The organism is Candidatus Mycolicibacterium alkanivorans (assembly GCF_022760805.1).
Taxonomy (GTDB): domain Bacteria; phylum Actinomycetota; class Actinomycetes; order Mycobacteriales; family Mycobacteriaceae; genus Mycobacterium; species Mycobacterium alkanivorans.
In genome coordinates this window covers 747,617-772,499 of sequence record NZ_JAIVFL010000001.1, presented here as the reverse complement: position 1 = coordinate 772,499, position 24,883 = coordinate 747,617, and the positions used below count along the sequence as shown (strand labels likewise).

Genomic DNA, 24,883 nt, shown 5'->3' with positions numbered 1-24,883 from the left:
CGTGGTCCACTATGGGTTTGCGGTCGCGGTCACCCGGCTCAGGTGATCGATGAACCAGTCGCGGGCCAGCACCGCCACCTCTTCAAGGGTGCCGGGCTCTTCGAACAGGTGGGTGGCTCGGGGAACCACCACGATCTCGCACGTACCCGGGATCACCGACCCCGCCCGCCGACTCAGATCGAGGACGATGTCGTCATATCCGCCCACAATCAGCAGCGTGGGCGCGTGCACCCTAATCAGCGACTCACCCGCCAGATCGGGCCGGCCGCCGCGGGACACCACCGCTGCGACGTTCACCTGGGGATCGGTCGCCGCGACCAGCGCCGCGCCCGCCGCGGTGCTGGCCCCGAAGTAGCCGACCGGCAGCGCCGCGGTGTCGGGCTGGCCGGCCAGCCAGTGCGTGACGTCGACCAGCCGCCCCGCCAGCAGGCCGATGTCAAAGACGTTGGCGCGGTGACGTTCCTCGGTGAGAGTGAGCAGATCAACCAGCAGCGTCGCCAACCCGGCCCGGTTCAACACCTCGGCCACATACCGGTTACGGGGGCTGTGGCGGCTGCTGCCGCTGCCGTGCGCGAACACCACCATCCCGACCGAGTGCTGCGGGATCGTCAGATGCCCGGCTACCGTCACCGGCCCGGCAGGTACCCGGATTTCCTCATCGCGCAGCGGCGCGTCGGCGGCGACGTCGACCGCGGCCGCGTCGGCGAAGTCGTTGCGGGCTCGGTCGAGCAGTGCGATCACCTCGTCGTCGGGGGTGTGGGTGAAGTTGCGGTAACCCTGCCCGACGGCGAAGAAGGCCGCGGGGGTCTGCAGGCAGACCACCTCGTCGGCGTATCCGGTGAACCGCGCGCCGATGTCCTCGGGGCCGATCGGTACCGCCAGCACCACTCGGTGTGCTCCGCGCGCACGGACGACCAGGCAGGCCGCCTTGGCTGTCGCGCCGGTCGCGATGCCGTCATCGACAATCACCGCGATGCGCCCCCTCACCGAGATGCGGTGATGCCCGCAGCGGAACCGTTGCGCGCGGCGGCGCAGTTCGATCCGCTGTTTGCCTTCGATCGTGTCCATGGTGTCGCCGTCGAGATGCGCTTGGCACACGACGAGATCGTTGAGCACCCGCACGTCGTCCTCGCCGATGGCCGCGAAGGCCAGATCGGGCTGAAACGGCACCCCGAGCTTGCGCACCATGAGGACATCCAGTGGTGCCTGTAGCGCTTTGGCGACTTCGAAGGCCACCGGGATCCCGCCGCGCGGCAGGCCCAGCACGACAATGTTCTGGCCGCACAGTGATTCCAACCGCTGCGCCAGCCGGCGCCCGGCATCGACACGATCGTCGAACGGCCTCATCTCATCGCGCAACGAAGCCAGCCGGTGGGCCAGTTGAGGCTCGGCATCCTCGCGATCGTCGGACTGCGTCATCGCCTGATTGTGTCGCGCTGTGTCGGCGCGCCGAAGGGCCATATGGCCCATTTTCCATCACGACCAAGGCCTCCCGATGACCGCAAGTGAGGCGACCACTTGCAGCGTCCGACTGACCCTCATGTTCGTCTCAAGGCCGCTAGCGGCGGGACCGTGATCGTCGCCCACGAACACTCATGCGTTGTCCGACACCGTCTTTGCGCTGTTCGACTCAGGCGACGCCATCGCGACCGGAAAGGTGACAGGATCCCGCTGGGAACGCGTCACCTGATCTTGTGCGGACAAACCCGGTCGGCAACTGAGTCGGCGGGAAATGTGACCTTTGGGCGCGGTCTCAAGGACTTTCGACCCCTCGCCACATGGTTGGCTAGGGTGCGATGGTTTCGGTGCCAGGGAAACTCGGTGGTCTGTCCCGAACAGCGGCGTGGTCGAGTAAGGCCAATAGGCTTGATCTTGACCTCAGCGTGGCAAAACGCGCATGCCGCCTTCGGGTAGATCTATTTGTAGCGCGGCGATTGACGGTGAGTGGCGGGGGTCCGGCGTGGTCGGCAATTCCGATGTAGTGACCGTGCTGCTGAGCGGGGATGTCATGCTCGGCCGTGGCGTCGATCAGATCCTGCCCCATCCCGGCGAACCGGTACTACACGAGCCGCATATGCGTGATGCGCGGGGGTACGTGCGGCTGGCCGAGCACACCAACGGGCCGATACCGCGGCCGGTCGATTGGACCTGGCCGTGGGGCGAGGTGCTGGCGGTCCTCGACGACGCAGCGCCCGATGTTCGTTTGATCAATCTGGAGACAACGATCACCGATGACGGCCACTTCGCCGACCGCAAGCCGGTGTGCTACCGGATGCACCCGGATAACCTGCCCGCGCTGACGGCGTTGCGGCCCGACGTGTGCGCGCTGGCCAACAACCACATTCTCGACTTCGGCTACCAGGGGCTGACCGACACCGTCGCGGCTCTAGACCGGGCTGGAATCCAGGGCACCGGAGCGGGGGCCGATCTGCCCACCGCGCGCCGCCCGGCAGTGGTGACCGTTCACGATGGGCACCGGGTGCTGATCGGCTCGGTGGCGATGACATCGGCCGGCGTACCCGAATCCTGGGCCGCGAGCTGGCAGCGCCCCGGGGTGTGGCTGATCCGGGATCCCTCACAGCGAGACGCCGCCGACGACGTGGTGGCACAGCTGCGGGCGCGCACCCGCGACGGCGACGTCACCATCGCCTCGGTGCATTGGGGATCCAACTGGGGGTACGCCATAGCACCAAGTGAAATCGCGTTCGCACACCGGCTGATCGACGCCGGCGTCGACATCGTTCACGGACACTCCTCGCACCACCCCCGCCCGATCGAGATATACCGCGGCAAACCCATCCTGTACGGGTGCGGTGACGTCGTCGACGACTACGAGGGCATCGGTGGGCACGAGCCGTTCCGCCCAGAACTTCGGCTCCTCTATATGGCGTGCACCGATCCCGCCACTGGGAAACTCGTTTCGCTGCAGTTGATTCCGCTGCGCGTGCGGCGGATGCGACTCGAGCGCGCCACGCAGGCCGACGCCGAATGGCTGCGCACCACCATGGAGCACACCAGCCGCCGGTTCGGCACACATGTCACTTCTCGCTCCGATGGTCTACTGGAGGTCGTGTCGACGCGCAGCGACACGAATACTCCGATGACTCCGGCTAGTGCCGGCGGCTGACGACGATCGGCGCCGCACCGGCGGCATGTGAATCCTGATAGTGACCGCGAGCGGCCACAGAGTAATGACACGTACAGTTGCCGGTGCTGAGCTGTTGGCTGCGCACACTTGCCGCATTGATGCCGCGTCCTGGCCAACTGTCGTGACACAACACGTCTGTCCGGCGTGGTGGCAGGACCTGGATGATCTTGGCTGCATCGGGCTCCCTCTGTTCCCCTTCGCCGCGGCGGCGTGGCGCAACCGCTTGGCGCTCTCGCAAATCCAGTGCAACGAGCATGTCGAACCTGATTCTCGCCCGAAACCCCAAGAGCGCCAATGGCCCATCCCGGTATGACGTATGGCCGGCCGCGCCGCACCTGATCGATGTACGGCGTGGCCGGTTGTCTTGCGCGTGAAGCCCGACCGGCTGGCGTTTACTTCTGTTCGCCGTCGGACTTGCTCAGCGCCCGGTCGGCACTGCGGATCAGGTTGCGGTTGAACTGGTACTGCGCGGCGACGAGCTTGTCGGCCAGTTCGATCGCGGCGTCGACGAGCTTCGTGCGCAGCGGTTGGACTGCCTCCGGAATGGCCTCATCGATGTGGCGCTGCTCCAATTGGGGTTACGACGTGCCGTCCAGCCACGTTCGCTTCGCGCGCCGACTGATCGACGCCGGAGTCGACCTCGTGCACGGGCACTCATCGCATCACCCACGACCGATTGAGGTGTACCGCGGCGAGCTCATCCGGTACGGCTGCGGGGACGCCGTCAACGATTACGAAGGCATCAAGGGCTTCGAGGCCTACCGAAATGAACTGCGGCTGCTCTACTTTGCCACGATTGAGCCCGGCAGCGGCGCGCTGGCCACACTGCATATGACGCCGCTGTGGGCCCGCAGAATGCGGCTTGAGCACGCCTCGCATCAGGATGCCGAATGGCTGCGCTCCACCCTGCAGCCGGCGCTTCGAGACGCGCGGCGAGCTCGACAGCGACGCCAACCTCACCGTCCGCGCGTCGTGATCAATCGCGATCCTCGCCGTGCCGATGTCCCGTTCTTGCAGGGCCTTCCATCATTTCGCTGCACCCTGCAACATCCCACACCGGGGGGAGCTGGACAATGATCGGCCGTTAGCGACGGCTCACATGCGCGGATTTGTTGCCCGCGCATGGCTTTCAGCGGTTTACATGTCGGCGGGTGTTCGACTCAGGTGCTCGATGAACCAGTTGCGGGCCAGCTCCGCGACCTGTTCGAGCGTGCCGGGTTCCTCGAAGAGGTGGGTGGCGCCGGGGACTACGGTGAGCTCGCACGGCCCGGGTATGGCGGCCTGGGCCCGTTGATTCAGGTCGAGTACCAGTTCGTCGCGGCCGCCGACGATCAGCAGCGTCGGTGTGACGACGTCGCGCAGGTGTCCGCCCGCGAGGTCGGGCCGGCCTCCGCGGGAGACGACCGCTGCCACCGTCACTCGGGGATCGGTGGCCGCGACCAGCGCCGCGGCGGCGCCTGTGCTGGCGCCGAAGTAGCCGATCGGCAGTGACGCGGTATCGGACTGGGTGGCCAGCCAGCCGGTGACGTCGACCAGCCGTGCGGCCAGCAGCTCGATGTCGAAGACGTTGGCGCGGTTATGTTCCTCGGCCGGGGTCAGCAGATCGAACAGCAGGGTGGCCAGTCCGGCCTGGTTGAGCACCTCGGCGACATAGCGGTTGCGGGGACTGTGGCGGCTGCTTCCACTGCCGTGTGCGAACACCACGATGCCGCGCGGGTTTTCGGCGACCGTGAGATGCCCAGCCACCTCGACCAGACCCGTTGGTACCCGGACTTCTTCATCGCGCACCGGCGGATCGTCCAACGCGCTCACCACTAATTGCCGGTAACCCGTGTGGGCGCGGTCGAGCAGCGCGACCACCTCATCGTCAGAGGTTCTGCGGAACCTGCGGTAGCCCTGCCCGACAGTGACATACCCGTAGAAGGTGGGCGTTTCCAGGCACACCACCTCGTCGGCGTCTGAGCTCAGCATGGCAACGACATCTGCCGAGCCCACAGGCGCGGCGAGCACAATCCGCGCGACGCCCTGCTCGCGAGCCGCCCGGCACGCAGCCTTGGCGGTGGCCCCGCTAGCGAACCCGTCGTCGATGATCAGCACCACTCGCCCGGCCAGCGGGATCCGGTCGCGGCCGCGGCGATACAGGTCAATCTGCCGCCGCAGCTCGCTCTGTTGGGCGCTTTCTACGTAACCAATCTCTTCAGCGCTCAGCGCGGTCTGCTCCACTATGGGGTCGTTGATCACCCGCACCCCGCCCTCGGCGATGGCGCCGAAGGCTAACTCGGGCTGAAACGGCACGCCGAGCTTGCGCACCACCAGCACGTCGAGCGGGGCCCGCAGTGCCTTGGCGACCTCGAACGCCACCGGCACCCCGCCCCGCGGAACGCCCAATACGATCACATCCTGGCCGCGGAACGACTCCAAACGCTGGGCCAAACGACGTCCGGCATCCGCACGATCATGGAACAACAACTGCATGTCGTCGAGTGTGTCGCGATGTGCTGGCACATCGAAGGGTCCTATGGCCACTCCCGGCGGGGACCAATGCCTCCTGAGCGCGTACTGCCGGACGGCTAGCGTCGGCCGAATAGCCGGCGGCTGCACCCGATATTCCGAGGAGAACGGACGGCGAAATGACTAGTCACATCACACATCGGGGAGTCGTCGTCGGTGCTGACGGCTCCCCGTTCGCCACGAACGCCATCCGATGGGCCGCACACGAAGCGGCGATGCGCAACGTCGCGCTGACCATCGTCCACGTCGTCTCCACTCAAGGCCTCGTCTGGTCCGCCACCGCGATCCCTGCCGAGTTCTATGAGCGCCAGGAAGAAGACGCCCGACGCATCATCGCCAAGGCGATCAAGATCGCCGAGGACAGCATCCCGGCCAGCGGCCGCGTGCAGATCAACAATGAGCTGCTTTCCGGGCCGGCCGTGCCAACCCTGGTCGACCTGTCCAAGGAAGCTCAGATGATGGTAGTGGGCTGCCGCGGGCAGGGCGCTTTGGAGCGGGCCCTGCTCGGCTCGGTCAGCACCGGCGTGATCCACCACGCCCATTGCCCCGTCGCGGTGATCCACGACGAAGTTCCGTCATCACCACAACGGGCGCAGCTGCCGGTGTTGGTTGGCATCGACGGGTCGCCGGCATCAGAGTTGGCCACCGCGATCGCCTTCGATGAAGCCTCTTGGCGCGGTGTTGAATTGGTGGCCCTGCACGCCTGGAGCGACGCCGATATGGCGGCGGTGCCCAGCATGGATCCCGCGGGCATACGATCGGCGGCCGAGAAGACGCTCGCCGAAGGCGTCGCCGGCTTCGGCGAGCGCTACCCTGACGTGGCTGTGCGGCGCCTGACCTATTACGACCACCCAGCCCGCCATCTTCTCGACGAATCCGAGTCGGCCCAACTTGTCGTGGTCGGCAGCCACGGCCGCGGCGGATTCACCGGAATGCTGCTCGGCTCGGTCAGCACCCTCGTGGTCCACACCGCGCGCATCCCTGTGATCGTCGCTCGCCAGCACTAACGCATCGTCTGGCACGACAGGGTTTCCGCTCGGCGTCGGCTGGAGCCTACTGACCGGCGGCAGGTGGGCTGAAGTGAAGCGGTGACACTTCAGCGGAGGTGAAACCCGCGTGTTCGCAACGGACTTCACGCTCCACGACACGCACATCACCGAACAGCGCGCCGTCTCGCTCCACGTGGCGAGCAGTTCACGCCTGGGGCTGTAAGAGGCTGCGGATGTCTACCGGGAGGTGATCGAGGGCCTTGTGCACCTGGGCGGCCGGGAGGTGGCGCGACACCGCGGCTGTGGTCGCTGCGGCCGCCTTGCCGACATCGTTGACCGCGATGCATGCCTCTTTGGCGAACCGCAGCGCGTACACCTCGGCGTCGTACTTGTCGGGGACCGCGTTGGGATTCCAGCCCGCATAGAAGACACCCCTGATCAGGTCGGGCAACTGCGCCGCAAACTGGGCACTCGCTTCCACGGTGAGCCGATCGCGCAGGGTGTGCAGCCATGCCCGCAACACCCCGTAGGCGAATTCCCGATCGTCGGTGTCGAACTCCTTGGCCACCTCGTTGACCCAGATATGTGCTGCCTGCAGCGCGTGGTCAAGGGCTGACACCCTCGTGTTTTCGGACATGGCTGCCTCCCACAATCGGTGTTGTACTGCGCGCAGTCGGTGCAAATCAGCTGACTGCCCGTCGCGCTTGCCAGTCGGCTGATGTGCTGTATCAGAAGCCGTTCGAGCAGGTAAATTCCTCGGCTTTTTTCGGGATGACCGCCACGGTGATGTCTTCGCCGACGAGATCGGCGCCGGCCAGCTCAAACGGTTCTGCCCCGGCGGATCCTTGGGCATCGTCGATTTCGACCCAGCCCGACCATCTTGGCCGGGCAGAATGTCCTCCAGCGTCTGCTCATTGCGCAGTTGGTTGTCGTCGTATTCCCTGCTCATCGGCCGCGAAGCCGTCGTATCGGAGGGCAACGACCGAGGCCGTCGCCGGGCGTGCAGCATACTCATTATCTCCCCCACTCCCTAAATCTCATGGCATGGCTTCCGATCAGACCACGACACATCGGTCCACAAATAGGGTCCGAAGTCCCAGGCGCCGTGGCGAGGGGCGGTCACTCCTGGCGATCACCGAGGCTGGAGGCATTGGTCCCGAACGACGATGGCCGAACGGCCCTTAACCCCGACACGACGTAACGCGGACAAGCCCGTCGCCTCCGGCTCCGAGGGACCCTAGTCAGTCGGCCACGGGACTTAGTTCCATATCCGCGGGTCATCACATCGCGACATACTCGGAGGATGACGATGTTTGACGATCGCGGAGACGCCGGACGCCAGTTGGCCCAGCGTCTGGACTATCTGTGCGGCCAGGACGTTGTCGTCCTCGGCCTGCCCCGTGGCGGCGTGCCCGTGGCCTTCGAGGTTGCCAGGGCGCTGCAGGCCGCCCTCGACGTACTCGTGGTGCGCAAACTCGGCGTGCCGTTTCAGCCCGAACTGGCCTTCGGCGCCATCGGCGAGGACGGCGTGCGGGTGCTCAACGATGACGTCGTGCGCGAGGCACACCTCGACGGTGACGACATGGACGCCGTCGAACGCAAGCAGCGCATCGAACTGCAACGCCGCGCGGAACGCTTCCGCCGCGGGCGTGACCGGATCCCATTGACCGGGCGGGTCGCCGTGATCGTCGACGACGGCATCGCGACCGGAGCGACCGCCAAGGCGGCATGCCAAGTCGCCCGCGCGCACGGGGCGAGCCGTGTGGTGCTGGCGGTTCCGATCGGCCCTGACGACATCGTCGCGAGGTTCGCCGGTTACGCCGACGAGGTGGTGTGCTTGGCGACGCCGGCGTACTTTTTCGCGGTCGGGCAGGGTTACCGCAACTTCACCCAGACCACCGACGACGAGGTGATCGCGCTGCTCGATCGCGCCCAGCACGACTTCGCAGAAGCTGCCGCGATCGACGCCGCCGCCGACCCACCGCTGCGCGACGAGGAAATCCAGGTAACCGCCGGATCGGTCTCGTTGGCTGGGCATCTGACGATCCCGCAGAACCCGGTCGGGATAGTGGTGTTCGCGCACGGCAGCGGCAGCAGCCGCCACAGCCCCCGCAACCGTTACGTGGCCGAGGTCCTCAACCAGGCCGGGCTGGCCACGCTGCTGTTCGACCTGCTCACCCCTACCGAGGAACGTAACCGCGCCAACGTCTTTGACATCGACCTGCTGGCTGGGCGACTCGTCGATGTCACCGGCTGGCTGGCCGGCCAACCCGACACCGCGGCGCTGCCCGTCGGCTACTTCGGGGCGAGCACCGGGGCGGGCGCGGCGCTGGCCGCGGCGGCCGATCCCCGGGTCGACGTGGTTGCGGTCGTTTCCCGCGGGGGGCGGCCCGATCTCGCGGGCGACTCGCTGGCCAGGGTCGGTGCACCGACACTGCTGATCGTCGGCGGTCGTGATGACGTGGTGCTGGAATTGAATCGACGAGCCCAGGCCGCAATGCCCGGTGAGTGCGATCTCGCTGTGGTTCCCGGCGCCACACACCTTTTCGAGGAGCCGGGCACGCTCGAGCAGGCCGCGGTGCTGGCCCGCGATTGGTTCATCAACCAGCTGAGCCCCGCTATCGCACACCACTAGATGCGCCAAACCCCATGGCGGACACTGCATCAGGACATCGTAGCGTTGCGCACACAGCCGTCTCGCGGATCGAGGCGTGGGCCCTGCGCGAAAACACCTGCGCGCCGCGCTCAAAGCCAACGGAAAGGGGCGGAGGTCACTGTCGCTAAGGACCAGGTGCCCTAGGTCTGTGCGGGGTGCCGAGCACACGATCGCACCATGACAACAGCTGGTACCGATTTCCTGCTCATCGAATCGGCCATGCCGACGTTCGACGCCATGATCGCGCAGCACGTGGTGGTCGCCGCCGACCCGTCGACCACATTCCGCGCTGCACGGTCCCTGGACCTGCTCACCGTTCGAACACCGTTGTTGACGGCTTCGATGTGGATTCGTGGTCTGCCCGCCCGGATGTCGGGTAAGGCCGCACCGCCGCTGCCCCGTCTTGTGGTCGGCGAAGGTCTGCGGTTGCAAGGCTGGCTGGAGCTGGGAATTTTACCGGATCGCGAGATCGCATTCGGCGCCGTAGGAAAGTTCTGGCTGCCGGTCATTGAATGGCGAGAAGTCATGCCGGAGGATTTCAGTGCCTTCGCCGAGCCCGGTTGGGGCAAGATCGCGGCCAATTTCTCCGTCATGCGATACGGGGAGCACTCTACGCTGCTGAGCTACCAATGCCGCACCGTCACAACCGATCCCGAGTCCCGGCGGCAGTTCCTTCACTACTGGTGGCTGATCCGGCCATTCGTCACCCACATCATGCGGGCAACCGTGAACAAGATCAAAGGCAATGCGGAAAGCGCGGCCCGGCAACAGGGGTAGATGATGGGTGTTCTCGTCGTATTCGGTTCCAAGCGGGGCGGCACGGCTGGGCTGGCAGACATGATCGGCGACGCCCTCACGGAGACCGGATGCGACGCTTTCGTGTGTCCCGCCGACGGTGTAGCTGATTTCGTTAGGGTGGACGCGGTGATCGTCGTCGGGGCGCTGTACGCCAACCGGTGGCACCGTGACGCTCGGCGATTCGTCCGGCGCAACGCCGAGGCGCTTCGCGGCCTGCCAGTGTGGCTGGTCAGCAGCGGTCCCCTGGACGATTCGGCTGAGCGCCAAGACATTCCGCCAACCAAACAGGTGCTGAAGTTGGTCGACGCGGTGGGTGCGCGCGGTCACGTCACGTTCGGCGGCCGCCTGGCACCGGACGCGAAGGGCTTTCCCGCAAGCGCGATGGCCAAGACCAAAGCCGGCGATTGGCGCAACCAGGCCCACGTCCAGCGCTGGGTCGAAACCGTGGTGAACCAGCTTCAATCGCTCAAGCCCGGACGCGCCCAGTCTTGACGGCGAGCGCTTAGCTAAGCGCCCTCGCTGCTGGTGACACGGCTCAAGCACGTCCGAGGGATTGAGCGAGGACATCTAGTGGTGGCGCCCGCACCGAACGCACATCATTTCGGAAGACCTCGCGTCACAACTACGCGTGCTCGGGAGACCTATGGACGTTGTCGTCGATCCACTTTGGGGCCCATACCCCCACACACTGCTCGCGTGCCTTGCGCCATCAGGGCATTACCTGAGCGTGGGATCGGCTGCCGGCGCAACGAGTGACATCACTGCGAGCCGGCTGCGCGGTAACCACCTCTCAATCACCGGCTTCACTGGGACGACGTCAGCCATCGAGCAGGTAGCGCACACGTACGAAATCATCGCCAAGTTCGCCGCCAACGGCCAGTTCGATCTCCCACTCAAGACCCACGGCCTCGCATCGGTGCAGGAGGCGTGGATCGGCCAGCGCCGACCAAACGGCCACAAGATCGTGGTCGAGATCGACCAATGATGACCGCCTCCGCTTCTGGGTCATGGCTGTCCTGCAAGGCAATTCATCAAGAAGGGCCAACTGATCAGGCCGCGGCCGCGTTCCTGAAAGCGGTGGCCTCCACACGCTTCAGACCGCCGTTGCGAACTCCAGGGTGGCCTGTGCGAGCTCGGGGATCAGGCGCCCCGATGCCATTCGGAAATGGCCTCGGCGACTAAGGCTGGATTGTCCGATTGTGGGAAGTGGAGGCCCCACGGCACGGTCAGGTCGGTCATGGTTGGGCGAATGCGACGCCAGCCGCGGCGGAAGGAGAAGTAGTCGCCGAACTGCCCGAAGACCGTCATCGTGGGCCGTTCGGCCAGCGCCGTGATTCCGCGTTCCGCGGCCTGCGATGTGGCGCGGTCTTTGGCGGCGTCGGTGAACATGTGATGCAGGAACCGACGTCTGGCGTGCGGGCGCAGACAGCGTCGCCAGGCTCGCTTGGTGGCCCGGTCGAAGTGTCGGCCGACTCCGAACCGGGTGGCGCTGGCCCAGGCCAGGAACCCTGTCCGCACCGTGAACTCACGTATCGCGGCCGAGCCCATGAACAACAGGGCCAGCCGCAACACGCCGCGCGGTCGCCAGCCGAAAGTGTTGACGGCGACCACCCGTGACACGCGGTCGGCGCGTGACTGCTTAGCGCCGACCGCGGCCATGGTCGCCCAGCCGCCGGTATCATGCACCACCAGGCACACGTCGTGGAGATCGAGATGATCGGTGAAGCGTCCGATCGCGTCCGACGCTGCGGCCAGCGTGGCCGGTGCGGTGTCGGACAGACCGGAACCGGGCACGTCGAGCGTGATGCAACGGAACCGAGGCGCCAGCTCTGTGATAAGTCCCTTCCAGAGCAGCGACCACAATCCCACGTGCACCATCAACACGACAGGGCCGCCGCCGCCGGTGTCGGTGTACACCAAGCGCCGGCCGTCCACGTCGAGTTCGTGCAGGGGAAATGGCCAGACGGTTTCGGGAAGCCAGTCCGGACGTGCCGGGGTGTGGAGGGCTGCGTTGCGAGGATCGTTGATGTGAATGTTCATGCTCTCAAGGACGTTCGGCGCGGCCGCGATGTGACGGTCACACTTTCCGGTCCCGGCCCGTCCTGGATGACATGACCGATTCGACCGTGGAAGCCCTCTGGCACGAGCACCGCAAACGCGTCCTGGATGTCAGCTACCGCATGCTGGGTACGCTGACCGACGCCGAAGACGCGATGCAGGAGACGTTCGTGCGGCTGACGCGTGCCGGCGTCGAAGGAATCGAGGACGTCGAGGGTTGGCTGGTCACCGTCGCCGGACGGGTCTGCCTCGACATGCTTCGGGCGAGCGCGACCCGCCGCAGATACGTAGGTCCCTGGTTGCCCGAGCCGCTGATCGAGCAGTTCGCCTCCGCACCCGACCCTGCCGACCAGGTCACCCTCGACGACACCGTCAGGATCGCGTTGCTGGCCGTGCTGCACACTCTGAGTCCCGCCGAGCGGGTCGCCTTCGTACTGCACGACGTGTTCGGGCTGACTTTCGAGGCGATCGCCGAGATAGTCGGGCGCTCGCCGGCGGCAACACGCAAGCTTGCCAGCCGTGCCCGCGCGGCAATCCGCGACGATCCCGAGCCGCGCTTCGACGTCACGGCCGCACAGGCCCAGTCGGTGGCCGAACGGTTCGCGGCGGCCTGCGCCGGCGGCGATATCGCCGACCTCGCCGCGGTGCTGGCCCCCGATGTCGTCGGCGAGTTCGACTCCGGCGGCCGCATCGCGGGTGCACCGCAAAGCGCCCGGGTCGGCGCCGGACTCGTGTCGATCGTGCTGGCCAATTCGCTCTTTGGGGCGGGTGCGGACTTCCGCGTCGCCGACGTCAACGGCCAGCCCGGCGTCGTCGTGTCACTGCGCGGTCAGGTGATGGCGGTCATCGACCTGGAAACCGACGGCCACCTCGTCCGCGCCATCCGCACGATCGGCAATCCGGAAAAGCTTGCTCATCTCAACCGCTGAGCGGGCATGAGGTCCAGACGTCCCACTACCTGACTCAGCGCCTCAGTGACCTCAGCATAGAACTCCACACGAACGCCGCACGTTGGTGGCTACGTCCCACCGAGAAGTACCGAGATGCCCACGAACGAGGTTGTCCCGGGTCTCGTAGAACTTGAGGTGGCGGTCCCCCGCTCGAAACCTGCCGTGTGGTAGGTGTCGGGCGTTCCGCCAAGAACACCAACAGCAAGGGGACCACCATGAAGAAGAGTAGCCAGATTCAGTCCGCGGACGCGATCGTGTCGGCGATGCCGGAGCAGGTCAGCGTGGCGATGGGCGAGATCGCCGGGAACATGCAGGAGGGTCTGCTGGCGTTGGCCGTGGGCGCCGGCCTGCAGGTGATGGCCGCGTTGATGGAGGCCGACGTGGCCGAGCTGGCCGGGCCGAAGGGCAAGCACGACATGACGCGGACCGCGGTGCGGCACGGTCGCGAGCGCGGGTCGGTGACCCTGGGCGGGCGCCGGGTGCCGGTGACCCGCCCACGGGTGCGCGCCGCGGACGGGTCCGGGGAGTTGCCGGTCGCGTCCTATGAGCTGTTTAGCTCGACGGAGATCCTGGGCAAGATGGCGATGGAGAAGATGCTGGCCGGGCTCTCGACGCGGCGGTACCCGGTCGGGCTGGAGCCGGTGGGCGAGCGGGTCACCGAAACGTCTTCGGCCACAAGCAAATCGGCGGTTTCTCGCAAGTTCGTGGCGATGACTGAAACCGCGCTGGCCGAGCTGCTGTCGCGGGATCTGTCCGGGCTGGATCTGGTGGCGTTGATGATCGACGGGGTGCACTTCGCCGAGTCCTGCTGTGTCGTGGCGTTGGGCATTGACATCGAGGGCACCAAGCATCCGCTGGCGCTGGTGGAGGGCTCCACGGAGAACGCGACCTTGGTCACCGAGCTGCTGGTGGACCTGCGGGAGCGGGGCCTGGACGTGACCCGCCCGATGCTGGTCGGCCTGGACGGGTCCAAGGCCCTGCGCAAGGCCGTGGTCGACGTGCTCGATCACCCGGTCATCCAACGCTGCCAACTGCATAAGATTCGGAACGTGAAAGACCATCTGCCGCAACGACTTCGGTCCAGTGTCGGCCGGAAGATGACCGACGCCTACCACGCCGGATCGGCGTTGGAGGCCGAGGCCGCGCTGCTGGCCCTGGCCAAGGAACTCGACCGCACCCACCCCGGGGCGGCAGCGAGTCTGCGTGAGGGCCTAGATGAGACCCTCACGGTCCTGCGCCTGGGTGTACCGCCGACGCTGGCGCGGACGTTGCGCTCGACGAACTGCATCGAGTCGATGATCTCGGTCTGCCGTGAACACGCGAGCAATGTCAAGCGCTGGCGCGACGGGCAGATGGCGCTGCGCTGGTGCGCCGCCGGGATGGTCGAGGCCGGCAAGCAGTTCCGCCGCGTCAACGGTCATCAGCACCTACCGACACTGCGAGCAGCCCTCGAGCGTGAGTGCGCCGAATCTGTCGGACCCGTCGTGCACAATGACCAAGTGAGCGCAGCCTGATGCTCACCGGACCGCCACCGAAGTTCCACGGAACTCGGGACAACCTCCCACGAACGGCTGCGCGACACTACGGCCGGCATGACCGCGCCGCGGCATGCGCCACCCCGGCCGAGTGCAGGACCGTCGAGTGGCCGCTTACAACGGGCCGGTCAGTGTCTCGACGACGGAGTCTGCCGTAACCGTAGGGTCTACGGTTCCCCGTTGCTGGGCGCGGCGTACGTTCTCGGCGGTGTGATGGACCAGCGATGACCAGAACCGTCCGGCAGCGTCTTTGAGCACTGGGTTCGGTGCCTGCGGCGACTTGGCGGACGAGCGCCTCGGTCGCCGGGTTGGCGAGGGGAGTCGCTGTGCAACTGTGCGCAGATCCTTCTCGAGGTCGCCACTGTCTGGCAAGGGCGTGCCGGCGGCGGTGATCTCACTAAGGAGGTCGGCGAGCGCGCCTTCGCTCGACATCCAGCGCCGATAGATGGTGGTCTTGTGCACGCCGGACTGCTGCGAGATCCGATCGACGCTCAGCGCACAGGGATCACCGGATTCGAGCCCTTCGCGCAATGCCGCAGCGAGCCCGGACGTCTGCGCTGCGGCCACCGCGGCGCGTCTCGACGCGGTCGATCGGCACTCCACCTCCTTAAAGCTACTTTTGTAGTGCCAACATCCTATGGTCAGAGAGACATGTCGTGCGCAACCTCTACGAGCAATGGCTGCCCCAAGGGATATCGACAGCCTCCTCACGCATGTCGCGGTCGACTTCCACAATCACGCCTCGGTGGCGACCGCCCAGGGCCGAGATGGTTTTGGCACCCTGTTGCGTGGGACCGCCGAAGCGTTTAGCCCGCAGCGCTTCACGGTTCACCACATCCTTGGCGAGGGCGATATCGCCGCGATCAACCTGACCTGGTACGCCACCCACTCGGGTGAATTCCAGGGCGATCCCCCGACGGGAAAGGAGGAGTTTTCCTCAGCGCAGGCGCACTTTTTGCCTTCCGCGGCCCCTTGCTGAGTGAGCATTGGGGTCGCCGTGACGACCTCGCCATGCTGAGGGCGATGAATGCCGCCCGCTGAGGCAGCACGCACCACTCATCAGTCCGACTGTGGCGCGGCACGTCGGCTCGTCTCACCACCATTACAAATTCGAAGTCCGTTGGAAGTCATCCGTGAGATTTTGAAGAGCGGCGTGAGAACCTACAACACAATTGTAGGTTCGCACGGCCGATGACATTCCAGCGGTCGCAGACCTGGGATGTTCCGAGGTGTCTCACGATGCTCGCGACGCAGTTTGTCTCACGGATGGCCTCATTTCCCAAGATGCCCCGTCCAGCAGCACGGCGCTGATCCCCGCCGCAGGCCGCGTAATGCCAATGCTGCAGTGCTGTTCGGCGGTCGCCGCGGCCGCTGCGTGCCCATAACACAGACGGGCTCGTGGACGACGCGATAACTTACGACCGTGCCAACGGATGCGCTCGGATCTGATCTGCGCCGCCTGATCGGATCAGATGTAGTTCTGACTGACGAGGCGGCTCGTGTCTTGGCCGGGACGGATTTCATCACACGCCGCGGCACCCCCGCAGCGGTAGCTCGACCGACATCGACCGATCAGGTCGTGGCACTGCTTCGCTATGCATCCGAGCACGGCGTTGCTATCGTCCCGCGGGGCGCCGCGACGAATCTTTCCGCGGCGATCGCACCCGGCGACGATTCACTGGTTCTCGATCTCGCGAGCATGAATCGGATCGTGGAGATCGACGCCGCGGGGCGGCGTGCGGTCGTCGAGCCGGGCGTCATCAACGCGGACCTCAAGGCCGCAGCCGCGCCAGCAGGTCTGGTCTATGCGCCGGATCCGGCGTCCACTCCGATCTCGACGATCGGCGGCAACATAGCGGAGAACGCCGGTGGTCCTGGGTGCATCAAGCACGGTGTCACGTTTCACCACGTGCTCGGGCTCGACGTCGCGCTCGCCGACGGCCGCCTGGTCACCTTCAGCGAGCATGACGACGTCGACCTGCTGGGGGTGACGATCGGGTCCGAGGGGATCCTCGGGGTGGTGACGCGTGCCGTGCTCAACTTGATGCCGATCCCGGCGGCACGTTGGACGGCGCTGGCGTCATTCGACCGCGTCGAGGACGCTGCAGTGACCGTCTCCGAGATTATTGCCGCGGGGATCTTGCCGGCGGCGCTGGAATTCGCCGACAAGAGGTTCGTAGAGGTCATGGAGGCGCACCTTCCATCTGGCTATCCGACAGACAAGGAGGCGATCCTGATCGTCGAGCTCGACGGCGAGCCCGACGACTTGGCTCGCGAGACGCCTGCACTCGAGAAGATCTTGCGGCGTTGGGATCCCGCGCTGCGCACTGCTGCTGACGAGCAGCAACGCGCCGCGCTGTGGGCCGGCCGCCTCGCTGCGGCGTTTGCCCTGCGAGCGACCGGCAAGGCCTACTACGTCTGCGACGCAACGGTGCCGCGCCAGCGGGTCCCCGAGATGATGGCGCGCAGCCGGCAGATTGCCGCTAGCTATGGACTTGACGTCCCAATACTGGGGCACGCCGGCGACGGCAACTTGCACCCGGTCGTTCTCTACGAACCTGGCCAGCTGGCCACGGTCGACGCAGTCGCAGAAGAAATTGCCGACGCGGCGCTTGACCTCGGTGGCACGCTGACGGGCGAGCACGGCATCGGCACCGCGAAGCGGGAGCACATGCGCCGCGCCTTCGGCCCAGTCGAACTGGCTGCGTTCCGCGCGATCAAACGGGCCTTCGACCCAGACGGGCTCCTAAACCCAGGTGTGATGTTGCCGCCACCCACCGGCGAGGAGCCAGACCTCACAGACTTCGGCGAAGCGGTCAGGATGGCACTTGCCGGCGGGCCAAGGGGTGTTCCGACACCAGCGGCTGATACTCCCCGCGACACGACGGTCGACGTCGACGCCGAGAACATGAGCCTCACCGCCGGCGGAGCTGCCTTCTGTCGTGTCGCCGCCGCCGCGGCCAGGGCCGCGGGACTCTCTTGCCCTGCGATGGAGAGCGACGGTGTGGTAGCCGACGCCATCGAGGGCGCCGGACATCGCCAGCCAGCGCGAAGAGCTCTCCTGGGCGTTGAAGCCACGCTGCGCGGAGGATACCGCGCGAAATTCGGTAGCGCGGCGATGAAGGACGTCGCGGGACTCGACGCCAAGCGACTCATTGCCGGTTGCCGTGGAGCCTTCGGCCGAGTGGAACGCGCGACCCTAAGAGCGATACCCCACCAAGACTGATCACTGCGGCACACCCCCCGGCCGGCAGCGTTCAGTCGAGGAACTCGGCACGCTGCTCACCAAAGCTGACTTGCGGCCGACCGGGAGGGTATTCAGCGCGGGTGCCCACCACTTGGTGGAAGCGATGAAGCGCTAGCTACCGCGAAGGCACCGCCGTTTGTCTCACGAGCCGCTGCATTTCCTAGGACCTCGGTCCGGCAGAACCATCAACGGCCACCATCGCCACACGGCCCGCGACTGGAAGCCGGTCCCGTGCGTTTGCATCACGAAGTGCTGGATTTCCTCGGGCTCAACACTGCCGGGCCAGAACGCCGGCATCGGCCGCGAAAGCGGGCCGAAGGGCGTCGAACACCATTCTGCCAGCCGACGAGCGTGCTGCTGCCGATGGGCTACTCGTCTCGACAGCTAACCGCCGGCGCAGCTAACCGCCGGCGCGGGTAGCGACGACCTCGAGGTACTCCGCGTGGACCTCGGTCGTGTTGTCGGTCGCGCGGTTGTGCTGTGACCACAGCTGCGCGAGGTCGCTGCGCAGCGCGGCCTGCCCGTCGGTGTCGAGCCGCTCGAACGCACGCTGCGTCGGACCGTAATAGGTGCGGTAGAACTCGACGACGTCGCCGGGCGGAAAAGGATACTTCAACTGGTTGATCCGCCGCGTCAAGCGCAGGTCGGCGATTCCATCACGAAATCGGTGACGCACGGTCTGCTCGTCGCCCCATAGCACGGGTGGTGGGACCACGGTGGGCGGCGGTGCGTGTTTGGCGGAGGCCTTGAACATCTCGCCGACGAATCCCTGCGGCGTCCAGTTCGCCATCGCGATCCGCCCACCCGGCCGGCACACCCGCACGAGTTCGGCCGCGACCCGTTCGGGCCGCGGCGCGAACATTGCCCCGAACATCGTCACCACCACGTCGAAAGCCGCATCGCGGTAGGGCAGATTCTCGGCGTCGCCTTCTTCGAACTGAATTGTCAGGCCTTCCGATTCGACCCGCGACCGCGCCTGCTCGAGCAAGTTTGTCGCGATGTCGACACCGGTGACAAGCGCGCCCGCCCGCGCCGCCGGTATCGACAGGTTACCGGTTCCACAGGCCACATCGAGCACTCGAACACCTGGCTGCAGCGCAAGTCGGGCGATGAACTCTTCGGCGCCCGGCTCGCTGTGCTTGGCGATCCGGCCAAAATCGCCGGTCGTCCACATGGCCTTGAGTGCGGGTTTCAGCGATTCGATCTCGGGATCGGTTGCGCTCACAGTCCATACCTCACAGTCCATACCTCACAGTCCAAACATTGTCGTCGGTGACACCAGCCGCCGCACGAGAATCCGCTCATCACCGACTTCGGGGGTACTCATTTGGACGCGAGACGCTGCTGTTGTCACCGAAGACATCCCCAAACAACTAGGAGGAAATCCATGCAACGTTTCGCGAAGGTTCTTGCCATCGGTGCCGCTCTCACCGGGCTCGGCCTCGTGGTCGCCGGCACCGCGCTCGCCAACAGCGCCGGCCCCAGGTTCCGGCCCACGGTCGCGGCGCCGGTACCCGTCGACTGGCCGTTCGACGACGCGCTGGACGATCTCGATGATTACGTCCAGGGCCGCTGCACATTCCCCACGGCTTCGTCGCGCTCGACGACGACTGGGACGACGACGACCGGGGCGGCGACTGAGTCGCTGCGGCCCCCGCTACCTGGAAGATTCTGGTCGTAAGGCGCGGCCCTCACCAGCCTCGGGTCGTGGGCGCGGCCAGGGCAGTCGCCGACACCGGCAGCGCGCTGCCGGCGGCTCCACCCGCCACCACCACAATGGCACCGGCCCAAACGCTCCTCATTCCACTCGACCCGCCGTTGCGGAATGACGACATGGTCGACTGAATCGACAAAGTTGTTCGGCCGATTCCTGTCCCCATGTTGTCTGGCCTGGCCTGGCCTGGCCCGGGCTGGGCCGACGACTGTACTCGTCGAGCGGCTTTGACAGGCCGGCACGCGCAGTGCGTTGCGCAACCAAAATCGCCGCCGAGACGGCGCAACTCGGGATCGACATTCGCGCCGGATTGACGGGTGAGTGCGAACGGCGCGGCGCCGACGTGGCCGGGCTCGCCGTGCACATCGGTGCGCGCATTGGCGCACTCGCGGGTCCTCGGGAAGTGCTCGTCCCACTGATCGGGGTAGCCGCTGGCCGGCAGCGCCGAACCGAGCGCCCCGCGCAGGTCGGCCCAGGTGACGTTGCAGCGGTGCGCGGTAGCCTCCAGCCACGAGTCAGGGCTCCGGCGTTGTTGATTTACGGGTCCGTGACCTGGGCTGATGGTTATTCGGTGACACGCCGTCGAGGCTGGTGAGCAGGCACGGGCGGTCCGAGGACGATGGAGTTGCTCAGACCTCATCGATCACTCGGAGTTGCCCGTGCCTGCCCTGTCAGTATCACCCGTGGACTCGATCACCGAGGCGTTGGCTCGCTGGCAATCCGGCGAACGCGTCCGTGTGCTGCGCACCGAGCTGTTGGACGTGCTGGCGCAGGTTCCTGATCCACGTGATGCACGTGGCGTGAGGTACTCATTGATGGCGCTGTTGGCGGTGGCGATCCTGGCTACGGCGGCCGGCATGCGCTCCTACGCGGGGTTCGCCACGTGGGCAGCGAGTGCACCGCAGGATGTTCTCGCGCAGTTGGGTATTCGGTATCGACGCCCGAGCGAGAAGACGTTTCGGACCGTACTGTCGCGTCTGGATGCCGCCGACCTGGACCGCCGCCTCGGTGCATACTTCACCGCGCTGGCTGTCGCGCAGTCCGCCGCCGGCGACGCGCTGTTGGTGGTGGCGCTGGATGGCAAGACGTTGCGAGGAGCACGCCGCGCCGGAGCGGCGGCGGTCCATGTGGTGTCGGTGTTCGCCCATCACGCCCGGCTGGTGCTCGGGCAGCTCGCCGTCGCGGACAAGAGCAACGAAATACCCTGCGTCCGTGCGCTACTCAGACTGTTTGGGCACGTCCGGCTCCTGGTGACCATCGACGCAATGCATACCCAGACCAAGACCGCCAAGCTGATCTGCAGCACCCTGAAATCCCACTACCTGATGACGGTGAAGTCGAATCAGCCCAGCCTGCTGGCCCGCATCAAGGCCATGCCGTGGGCGCAGGTGCCAGTTACCTTCGCCGAGCCGTCCGAACGCGGTCACGGCCGCATTGAAACACGAACACTCAAGACACTGACCGCATCCCGCGGAATCGGGTTTCCCTACGCCAAGCAGATCGCCGAGGTCACCCGTGAACGGGTCGTGACTGCCACCGGTGTTCGCTCGATCGAGACTGTCTATGCCATCTGCAGTGTTGCGTTCGAACAGGCCCCAGGGCTCCGGCGTTGTTGATTTACGGGTCCGTGACCTGGGCTGATGGTTATTCGGTGACACGCCGTCGAGGCTGGTGAGCAGGCACGGGCGGTCCGAGGACGATGGAGTTGCTCAGACCTCATCGATCACTCGGAGTTGCCCGTGCCTGCCCTGTCAGTATCACCCGTGGACTCGATCACCGAGGCGTTGGCTCGCTGGCAATCCGGCGAACGCGTCCGTGTGCTGCGCACCGAGCTGTTGGACGTGCTGGCGCAGGTTCCTGATCCACGTGATGCACGTGGCGTGAGGTACTCATTGATGGCGCTGTTGGCGGTGGCGATCCTGGCTACGGCGGCCGGCATGCGCTCCTACGCGGGGTTCGCCACGTGGGCAGCGAGTGCACCGCAGGATGTTCTCGCGCAGTTGGGTATTCGGTATCGACGCCCGAGCGAGAAGACGTTTCGGACCGTACTGTCGCGTCTGGATGCCGCCGACCTGGACCGCCGCCTCGGTGCATACTTCACCGCGCTGGCTGTCGCGCAGTCCGCCGCCGGCGACGCGCTGTTGGTGGTGGCGCTGGATGGCAAGACGTTGCGAGGAGCACGCCGCGCCGGAGCGGCGGCGGTCCATGTGGTGTCGGTGTTCGCCCATCACGCCCGGCTGGTGCTCGGGCAGCTCGCCGTCGCGGACAAGAGCAACGAAATACCCTGCGTCCGTGCGCTACTCAGACTGTTTGGGCACGTCCGGCTCCTGGTGACCATCGACGCAATGCATACCCAGACCAAGACCGCCAAGCTGATCTGCAGCACCCTGAAATCCCACTACCTGATGACGGTGAAGTCGAATCAGCCCAGCCTGCTGGCCCGCATCAAGGCCATGCCGTGGGCGCAGGTGCCAGTTACCTTCGCCGAGCCGTCCGAACGCGGTCACGGCCGCATTGAAACACGAACACTCAAGACACTGACCGCATCCCGCGGAATCGGGTTTCCCTACGCCAAGCAGATCGCCGAGGTCACCCGTGAACGGGTCGTGACTGCCACCGGTGTTCGCTCGATCGAGACTGTCTATGCCATCTGCAGTGTTGCGTTCGAACAGGCCCCACCCAAGCTGATCGCCTCCTGGCTGCGCCGGCACCAGGACTCCTGACATAGGGCCTGTGTTCCGGTCGGTAATTTAGTGCTCTGATCTGCGGATTTCTCGGTGTGTCGGCGCACGACTTTGGCTTCTATGATTAATAATAGAAATAGCTATTTCGCGCGATTACGGGGGGTGGTGGACGATGACCGTGATGACCGTGCAGCCGCCCCTGCCGCTGGTGCCCGAGGATGCGCGCCCGGTCGGCACGGCCGCGGCGATCGTCGAGGACGATGACGGTGGCCGGGTGTTCGTGCACGGCAATCTGGTCTACGCGTGGGACGCCGGTGACGCCGCGGGGCGCCGGTTCGCGGCGGTGTCGCTGATGCGGATCAAGGCGGCCACCCAGCTGCAGGTCGCCGAGGCGTTCGCGGTGACACCGGCCACGGTGCGGCGCTGGGAGGCCCGGCTCACCGACGGCGGTATGGCCGGGCTGCTCGGCGAACGCAAGGGCCCCAAACGCAAGTCGAAACTGACCGCCGACACCGTCGCCGCGATCCGCCGGTTACGCGACGGTGGGGCGTCCTACCGCGCCATCGCCGCGGCGACCGGGGTGTCGGCGGGTAGCGTCCGCAACGCGCTCACCGACACCGACACCGACACCGACACCGACACCGACACCGACACCGACACCGACACCGACACCGAAGAGCCTGGCGCCTCAACGGGTTCGGATGCTCACCTGCTGTCGGAACCGCAGATCGCGGTCGAACCCGAGGTCGAGATCGAGGTGGAAGCCGAGGTCGAGATCGAGGTGGAAGCCGAGCAGGATTGCCCGGCAATGATGTCCGATGTGCCGGTCACCGACACTGGCGCTGCTGCTGCCAACACCGAGGTGCCGGTGTTGGCTGATCCGGTCGACCGCTGCGGGGAGCGCGCGTTGGCGCGGTTCGGGTTGATCCCGTACGCGCCACCGGTGTTCACGCCGTGCGGGCGGGCCCCGCTGGCCGGGGTGTTACTCGCGCTGCCCGCGCTGGCCGCGACGGGGCTGCTCGAGTGCGCGCACACCGTCTACGGCGGGTTGCCCAACGGGTTCTATTCGCTGGATGCGATGTTGTGCGAGGGGGTGTTCCGCGCCCTGTTGGGCGAGGCTCGCGCCGAGGGCGCCGCCCGGATCGACCCGCCCGCGTTGGGGCGGGTGTTGGGTTTGGACCGGGCCCCGGAGGTCAAGACGATCCGCCGCAAGATCGGGCTGCTCGCCGAAGCGGGTCGGGCCGGCGACTGGATCGCCGCGATGGCCGCCCGTCATGTCGAGGACCGGCCCGAGCAGGCGGCGGTGCTGTATGTCGACGGGCATGTCCGCGCCTATCAGGGCACCCGCAAGATCGCCAAAACCCATGTGCCGCGGTTGAAGTTCCCCGCCCCGGCGACGGTGGAAACCTGGGTGGCCGACGCCGCGGGGGATCCGCTGCTGGTGGTGATGGCCGAACCGGGCGCCTCGCTGGCCGCCGAGCTGCGCCGGTTGATCCCCGAGTTGCGCGCCATGGTCGGCGATGAGCGCCGGGTGCTGGTCGGGTTCGACCGCGGCGGCTGGTCACCGGCGTTGTTCGCCGACCTGCACGCGGCCGGGTTCGACACCTTGACCTGGCGCAAAGGCCCGATCGCCGACCTCGACGAGCACCAGTTCGCCGAGCACTCCCATATCGACGAACTCGGCCGCACCCACACCTGGGCGCTGGCCGACACCCCCGTCGAGTTGCCCATCACCGACGGGTCCCGCGCCGGTGAGGTGTTCGCGATGCGCCAGATCAGCCTGCACGATCGCGCCCGAACCCGCCAGATGCACATCCTGACCACCCGGCGCGACCTGCCGGCCGCGCAGATCCGCTACCGGATGGGATCGCGCTGGCGTCAGGAGAACCACTACCGCTACGCCCGCATGCATTTCGACCTCGACTCCCACGACAGCTACCGCGCCGGCCAGGACGACCCGGGCCGGATGGTGCCCAACCCGGCCAAGAAGCTCGCCTACCAGCAGGTCGAAAAGGCTAGGCGGGCATTGCATTTGGCCGAAACCACCCGGGATCGTGAACTGTTGACCGCGTCGACGCCGCCGCCGGGAACCACTACCGTGCTCACCAACGCGATGATCAACACCATCAACACCGACGCCCACACCGCCCACACCGCGCTCCAGGCGGCACAGGCCGCCCACCAGGCGATCCCCGCCCGGTTGCCGCTCGCCTACATCCACCCCGGCCAGCAGGTCCTCGACACCGAAACCAAGCTGATCCACCATGCCATCCGCATCGCCGCGTTCAACACCGCACAATCGCTGGCCCGGGCGATCCTCACCGACACCGGCTACACCCGCGGTGACGACGAAGCGCACACCCTGATCCGCACCGCACTGGCCGGCTCCGGCGACATCATCCCCGACCACGACACCAACACCCTGCACATCCGCCTCGACCCGCTACCCGCGCCCCGCCACACCGCCGCCATCGACGAACTCTGCCAAGCCCTCAACGACACCAACACCGTCTACCCCGGCACCGACCTGACCCTGCGCTACAGCATCAAATCCCACCGACGACCGCACACCAATTCTTGAGCCATGTCCGGA

Annotated in this window: 20 protein-coding genes and 3 pseudogenes; 15 read left to right on the top strand and 8 right to left on the bottom strand. The window is 66.4% G+C overall.

The window, feature by feature from the left end; genetic code table 11:
* Positions 1 to 9 precede the first annotated feature (9 nt).
* Positions 10 to 1,347, bottom strand: coding sequence for a phosphoribosyltransferase (locus K9U37_RS03865; RefSeq protein WP_243073209.1), 1,338 nt, complete (start codon positions 1,345 to 1,347; stop codon positions 10 to 12).
* A 613-nt stretch (positions 1,348 to 1,960) separates the two neighbouring features.
* On the opposite strand from K9U37_RS03865, the gene K9U37_RS03860 reads away from it, so the two are divergent.
* The gene (locus K9U37_RS03860; RefSeq protein ID WP_243070596.1) at positions 1,961 to 3,127 is read left to right on the top strand and encodes a CapA family protein; all 1,167 of its coding nucleotides are present in this window, start codon (positions 1,961 to 1,963) and stop codon (positions 3,125 to 3,127) included.
* A 413-nt stretch (positions 3,128 to 3,540) separates the two neighbouring features.
* Here the strand turns inward: K9U37_RS03860 and K9U37_RS03855 are convergent, their stop codons facing one another.
* Positions 3,541 to 3,720: a hypothetical protein gene (locus K9U37_RS03855; RefSeq protein ID WP_243070595.1), complete on the bottom strand. Its 180-nt coding sequence runs from the start codon at positions 3,718 to 3,720 to the stop codon at positions 3,541 to 3,543.
* Here K9U37_RS03855 and K9U37_RS03850 point away from each other — a divergent pair.
* Positions 3,701 to 4,060 (top strand): annotated as a pseudogene (locus K9U37_RS03850) (CapA family protein); the annotation flags it as partial. The gene K9U37_RS03855 and the pseudogene K9U37_RS03850 sit on opposite strands and share 20 nt — an antisense overlap.
* A gap of 225 nt (positions 4,061 to 4,285) precedes the next feature.
* Here the strand turns inward: K9U37_RS03850 and K9U37_RS03845 are convergent.
* A complete protein-coding gene (locus tag K9U37_RS03845; RefSeq protein ID WP_243070594.1) occupies positions 4,286 to 5,623 on the bottom strand; it encodes an alpha/beta family hydrolase in 1,338 nt (445 codons plus the stop codon).
* Positions 5,624 to 5,778: 155 nt separating this feature from the next.
* Here K9U37_RS03845 and K9U37_RS03840 point away from each other — a divergent pair, with 155 nt between their 5' ends.
* The gene (locus K9U37_RS03840; protein ID WP_243070593.1) at positions 5,779 to 6,666 is read left to right on the top strand and encodes a universal stress protein; all 888 of its coding nucleotides are present in this window, start codon (positions 5,779 to 5,781) and stop codon (positions 6,664 to 6,666) included.
* A 187-nt stretch (positions 6,667 to 6,853) separates the two neighbouring features.
* Here the strand turns inward: K9U37_RS03840 and K9U37_RS03835 are convergent, their stop codons facing one another.
* Together K9U37_RS03835 and K9U37_RS20310 are read right to left on the bottom strand one after the other, a co-directional pair.
* The gene (locus K9U37_RS03835; protein ID WP_243070592.1) at positions 6,854 to 7,285 is read right to left on the bottom strand and encodes a DUF2267 domain-containing protein; all 432 of its coding nucleotides are present in this window, start codon (positions 7,283 to 7,285) and stop codon (positions 6,854 to 6,856) included.
* Positions 7,286 to 7,376: 91 nt separating this feature from the next.
* Complete coding sequence (locus K9U37_RS20310; protein WP_243073208.1) at positions 7,377 to 7,466, bottom strand: DUF4193 family protein; 90 nt, start codon at positions 7,464 to 7,466, stop codon at positions 7,377 to 7,379.
* A 485-nt stretch (positions 7,467 to 7,951) separates the two neighbouring features.
* Between K9U37_RS20310 and K9U37_RS03825 the strand changes: the two genes are divergently transcribed.
* The 4 genes from K9U37_RS03825 to K9U37_RS03810 all read left to right on the top strand — a co-directional run bounded on the left by K9U37_RS03825 (position 7,952) and on the right by K9U37_RS03810 (position 11,087).
* On the top strand, positions 7,952 to 9,283 hold the full coding sequence (locus K9U37_RS03825; RefSeq protein ID WP_243070591.1) for a phosphoribosyltransferase: 1,332 nt from the start codon (positions 7,952 to 7,954) through the stop codon (positions 9,281 to 9,283).
* A 240-nt stretch (positions 9,284 to 9,523) separates the two neighbouring features.
* Positions 9,524 to 10,081, top strand: a complete 558-nt coding sequence (locus tag K9U37_RS03820; RefSeq protein ID WP_243070590.1) for a hypothetical protein — start codon at positions 9,524 to 9,526, stop codon at positions 10,079 to 10,081.
* Positions 10,082 to 10,594 carry a flavodoxin domain-containing protein gene (locus tag K9U37_RS03815; protein ID WP_308197329.1) on the top strand — a complete coding sequence of 171 codons (513 nt, stop codon included), beginning with the start codon at positions 10,082 to 10,084 and terminating at the stop codon, positions 10,592 to 10,594.
* A 151-nt stretch (positions 10,595 to 10,745) separates the two neighbouring features.
* A complete protein-coding gene (locus K9U37_RS03810; RefSeq protein WP_243070589.1) occupies positions 10,746 to 11,087 on the top strand; it encodes an MDR/zinc-dependent alcohol dehydrogenase-like family protein in 342 nt (113 codons plus the stop codon).
* A gap of 155 nt (positions 11,088 to 11,242) precedes the next feature.
* Here the strand turns inward: K9U37_RS03810 and K9U37_RS03805 are convergent, their stop codons facing one another.
* Entirely contained in the window at positions 11,243 to 12,142 is a 900-nt protein-coding gene (locus K9U37_RS03805) for an alpha/beta fold hydrolase (protein ID WP_243070588.1), read from the bottom strand.
* A 71-nt stretch (positions 12,143 to 12,213) separates the two neighbouring features.
* On the opposite strand from K9U37_RS03805, the gene sigJ reads away from it, so the two are divergent.
* Positions 12,214 to 13,089, top strand: coding sequence for an RNA polymerase sigma factor SigJ (gene sigJ / locus K9U37_RS03800; RefSeq protein WP_243070587.1), 876 nt, complete (start codon positions 12,214 to 12,216; stop codon positions 13,087 to 13,089).
* Positions 13,090 to 13,325: 236 nt separating this feature from the next.
* A complete protein-coding gene (locus K9U37_RS03795; protein ID WP_243070586.1) occupies positions 13,326 to 14,624 on the top strand; it encodes an IS256 family transposase in 1,299 nt (432 codons plus the stop codon).
* Positions 14,625 to 14,759: 135 nt separating this feature from the next.
* On the opposite strand, the gene K9U37_RS03790 is transcribed toward K9U37_RS03795, so the two are convergent.
* A complete protein-coding gene (locus tag K9U37_RS03790) occupies positions 14,760 to 15,212 on the bottom strand; it encodes a TetR/AcrR family transcriptional regulator (RefSeq protein WP_243070585.1) in 453 nt (150 codons plus the stop codon).
* Between the two features lie 109 nt (positions 15,213 to 15,321).
* On the opposite strand from K9U37_RS03790, the gene K9U37_RS03785 reads away from it, so the two are divergent.
* Both K9U37_RS03785 and K9U37_RS03780 read left to right on the top strand, forming a co-directional pair.
* A complete protein-coding gene (locus K9U37_RS03785) occupies positions 15,322 to 15,624 on the top strand; it encodes an ester cyclase (protein WP_243070584.1) in 303 nt (100 codons plus the stop codon).
* Between the two features lie 444 nt (positions 15,625 to 16,068).
* Positions 16,069 to 17,871, top strand: coding sequence for an FAD-binding oxidoreductase (locus K9U37_RS03780; RefSeq protein WP_308197328.1), 1,803 nt, complete (start codon positions 16,069 to 16,071; stop codon positions 17,869 to 17,871).
* Between the two features lie 421 nt (positions 17,872 to 18,292).
* Here K9U37_RS03780 and K9U37_RS03775 read toward each other — a convergent pair whose 3' ends face one another.
* Positions 18,293 to 19,117 (bottom strand): class I SAM-dependent methyltransferase, encoded by an 825-nt coding sequence (locus K9U37_RS03775; protein ID WP_243070582.1) that lies wholly within the window; start codon positions 19,115 to 19,117, stop codon positions 18,293 to 18,295.
* Between the two features lie 162 nt (positions 19,118 to 19,279).
* On the opposite strand from K9U37_RS03775, the gene K9U37_RS03770 reads away from it, so the two are divergent.
* The 4 genes and pseudogenes from K9U37_RS03770 (at position 19,280) to K9U37_RS03750 (ending at position 24,871) form a co-directional block, all read left to right on the top strand.
* Positions 19,280 to 19,573 carry a hypothetical protein gene (locus K9U37_RS03770; protein ID WP_243070581.1) on the top strand — a complete coding sequence of 98 codons (294 nt, stop codon included), beginning with the start codon at positions 19,280 to 19,282 and terminating at the stop codon, positions 19,571 to 19,573.
* A gap of 692 nt (positions 19,574 to 20,265) precedes the next feature.
* Positions 20,266 to 21,201 (top strand): annotated as a pseudogene (locus K9U37_RS03760) (ISAs1 family transposase); the annotation flags it as partial.
* Between the two features lie 144 nt (positions 21,202 to 21,345).
* Positions 21,346 to 22,317: pseudogene (locus tag K9U37_RS03755) on the top strand (ISAs1 family transposase); the annotation flags it as partial.
* Between the two features lie 145 nt (positions 22,318 to 22,462).
* Positions 22,463 to 24,871, top strand: a complete 2,409-nt coding sequence (locus K9U37_RS03750; protein WP_243070580.1) for a putative transposase — start codon at positions 22,463 to 22,465, stop codon at positions 24,869 to 24,871.
* Positions 24,872 to 24,883: the final 12 nt, after the last annotated feature.

Excerpts from the sequence above, each read along its gene's own strand:
- K9U37_RS03820 (WP_243070590.1), top strand. The coding sequence starts at position 9,524 with ATGCCGACGTTCGACGCCATGATCGCGCAGCACGTGGTGGTCGCCGCC.
- sigJ (WP_243070587.1), top strand. The coding sequence starts at position 12,214 with ATGACCGATTCGACCGTGGAAGCCCTCTGGCACGAGCACCGCAAACGC.
- K9U37_RS03840 (WP_243070593.1), top strand. The coding sequence starts at position 5,779 with ATGACTAGTCACATCACACATCGGGGAGTCGTCGTCGGTGCTGACGGC.
- K9U37_RS03810 (WP_243070589.1), top strand. The coding sequence starts at position 10,746 with ATGGACGTTGTCGTCGATCCACTTTGGGGCCCATACCCCCACACACTG.
- K9U37_RS03795 (WP_243070586.1), top strand. The coding sequence starts at position 13,326 with ATGAAGAAGAGTAGCCAGATTCAGTCCGCGGACGCGATCGTGTCGGCG.
- K9U37_RS03825 (WP_243070591.1), top strand. The coding sequence starts at position 7,952 with ATGACGATGTTTGACGATCGCGGAGACGCCGGACGCCAGTTGGCCCAG.
- K9U37_RS03805 (WP_243070588.1), bottom strand. The coding sequence starts at position 12,142 with ATGAACATTCACATCAACGATCCTCGCAACGCAGCCCTCCACACCCCG.
- K9U37_RS03845 (WP_243070594.1), bottom strand. The coding sequence starts at position 5,623 with ATGCAGTTGTTGTTCCATGATCGTGCGGATGCCGGACGTCGTTTGGCC.
- K9U37_RS03865 (WP_243073209.1), bottom strand. The coding sequence starts at position 1,347 with ATGAGGCCGTTCGACGATCGTGTCGATGCCGGGCGCCGGCTGGCGCAG.
- K9U37_RS03750 (WP_243070580.1), top strand. The coding sequence starts at position 22,463 with ATGACCGTGATGACCGTGCAGCCGCCCCTGCCGCTGGTGCCCGAGGAT.
- K9U37_RS03815 (WP_308197329.1), top strand. The coding sequence starts at position 10,082 with ATGATGGGTGTTCTCGTCGTATTCGGTTCCAAGCGGGGCGGCACGGCT.
- K9U37_RS03835 (WP_243070592.1), bottom strand. The coding sequence starts at position 7,285 with ATGTCCGAAAACACGAGGGTGTCAGCCCTTGACCACGCGCTGCAGGCA.
- K9U37_RS03770 (WP_243070581.1), top strand. The coding sequence starts at position 19,280 with ATGCAACGTTTCGCGAAGGTTCTTGCCATCGGTGCCGCTCTCACCGGG.
- K9U37_RS03785 (WP_243070584.1), top strand. The coding sequence starts at position 15,322 with ATGGCTGCCCCAAGGGATATCGACAGCCTCCTCACGCATGTCGCGGTC.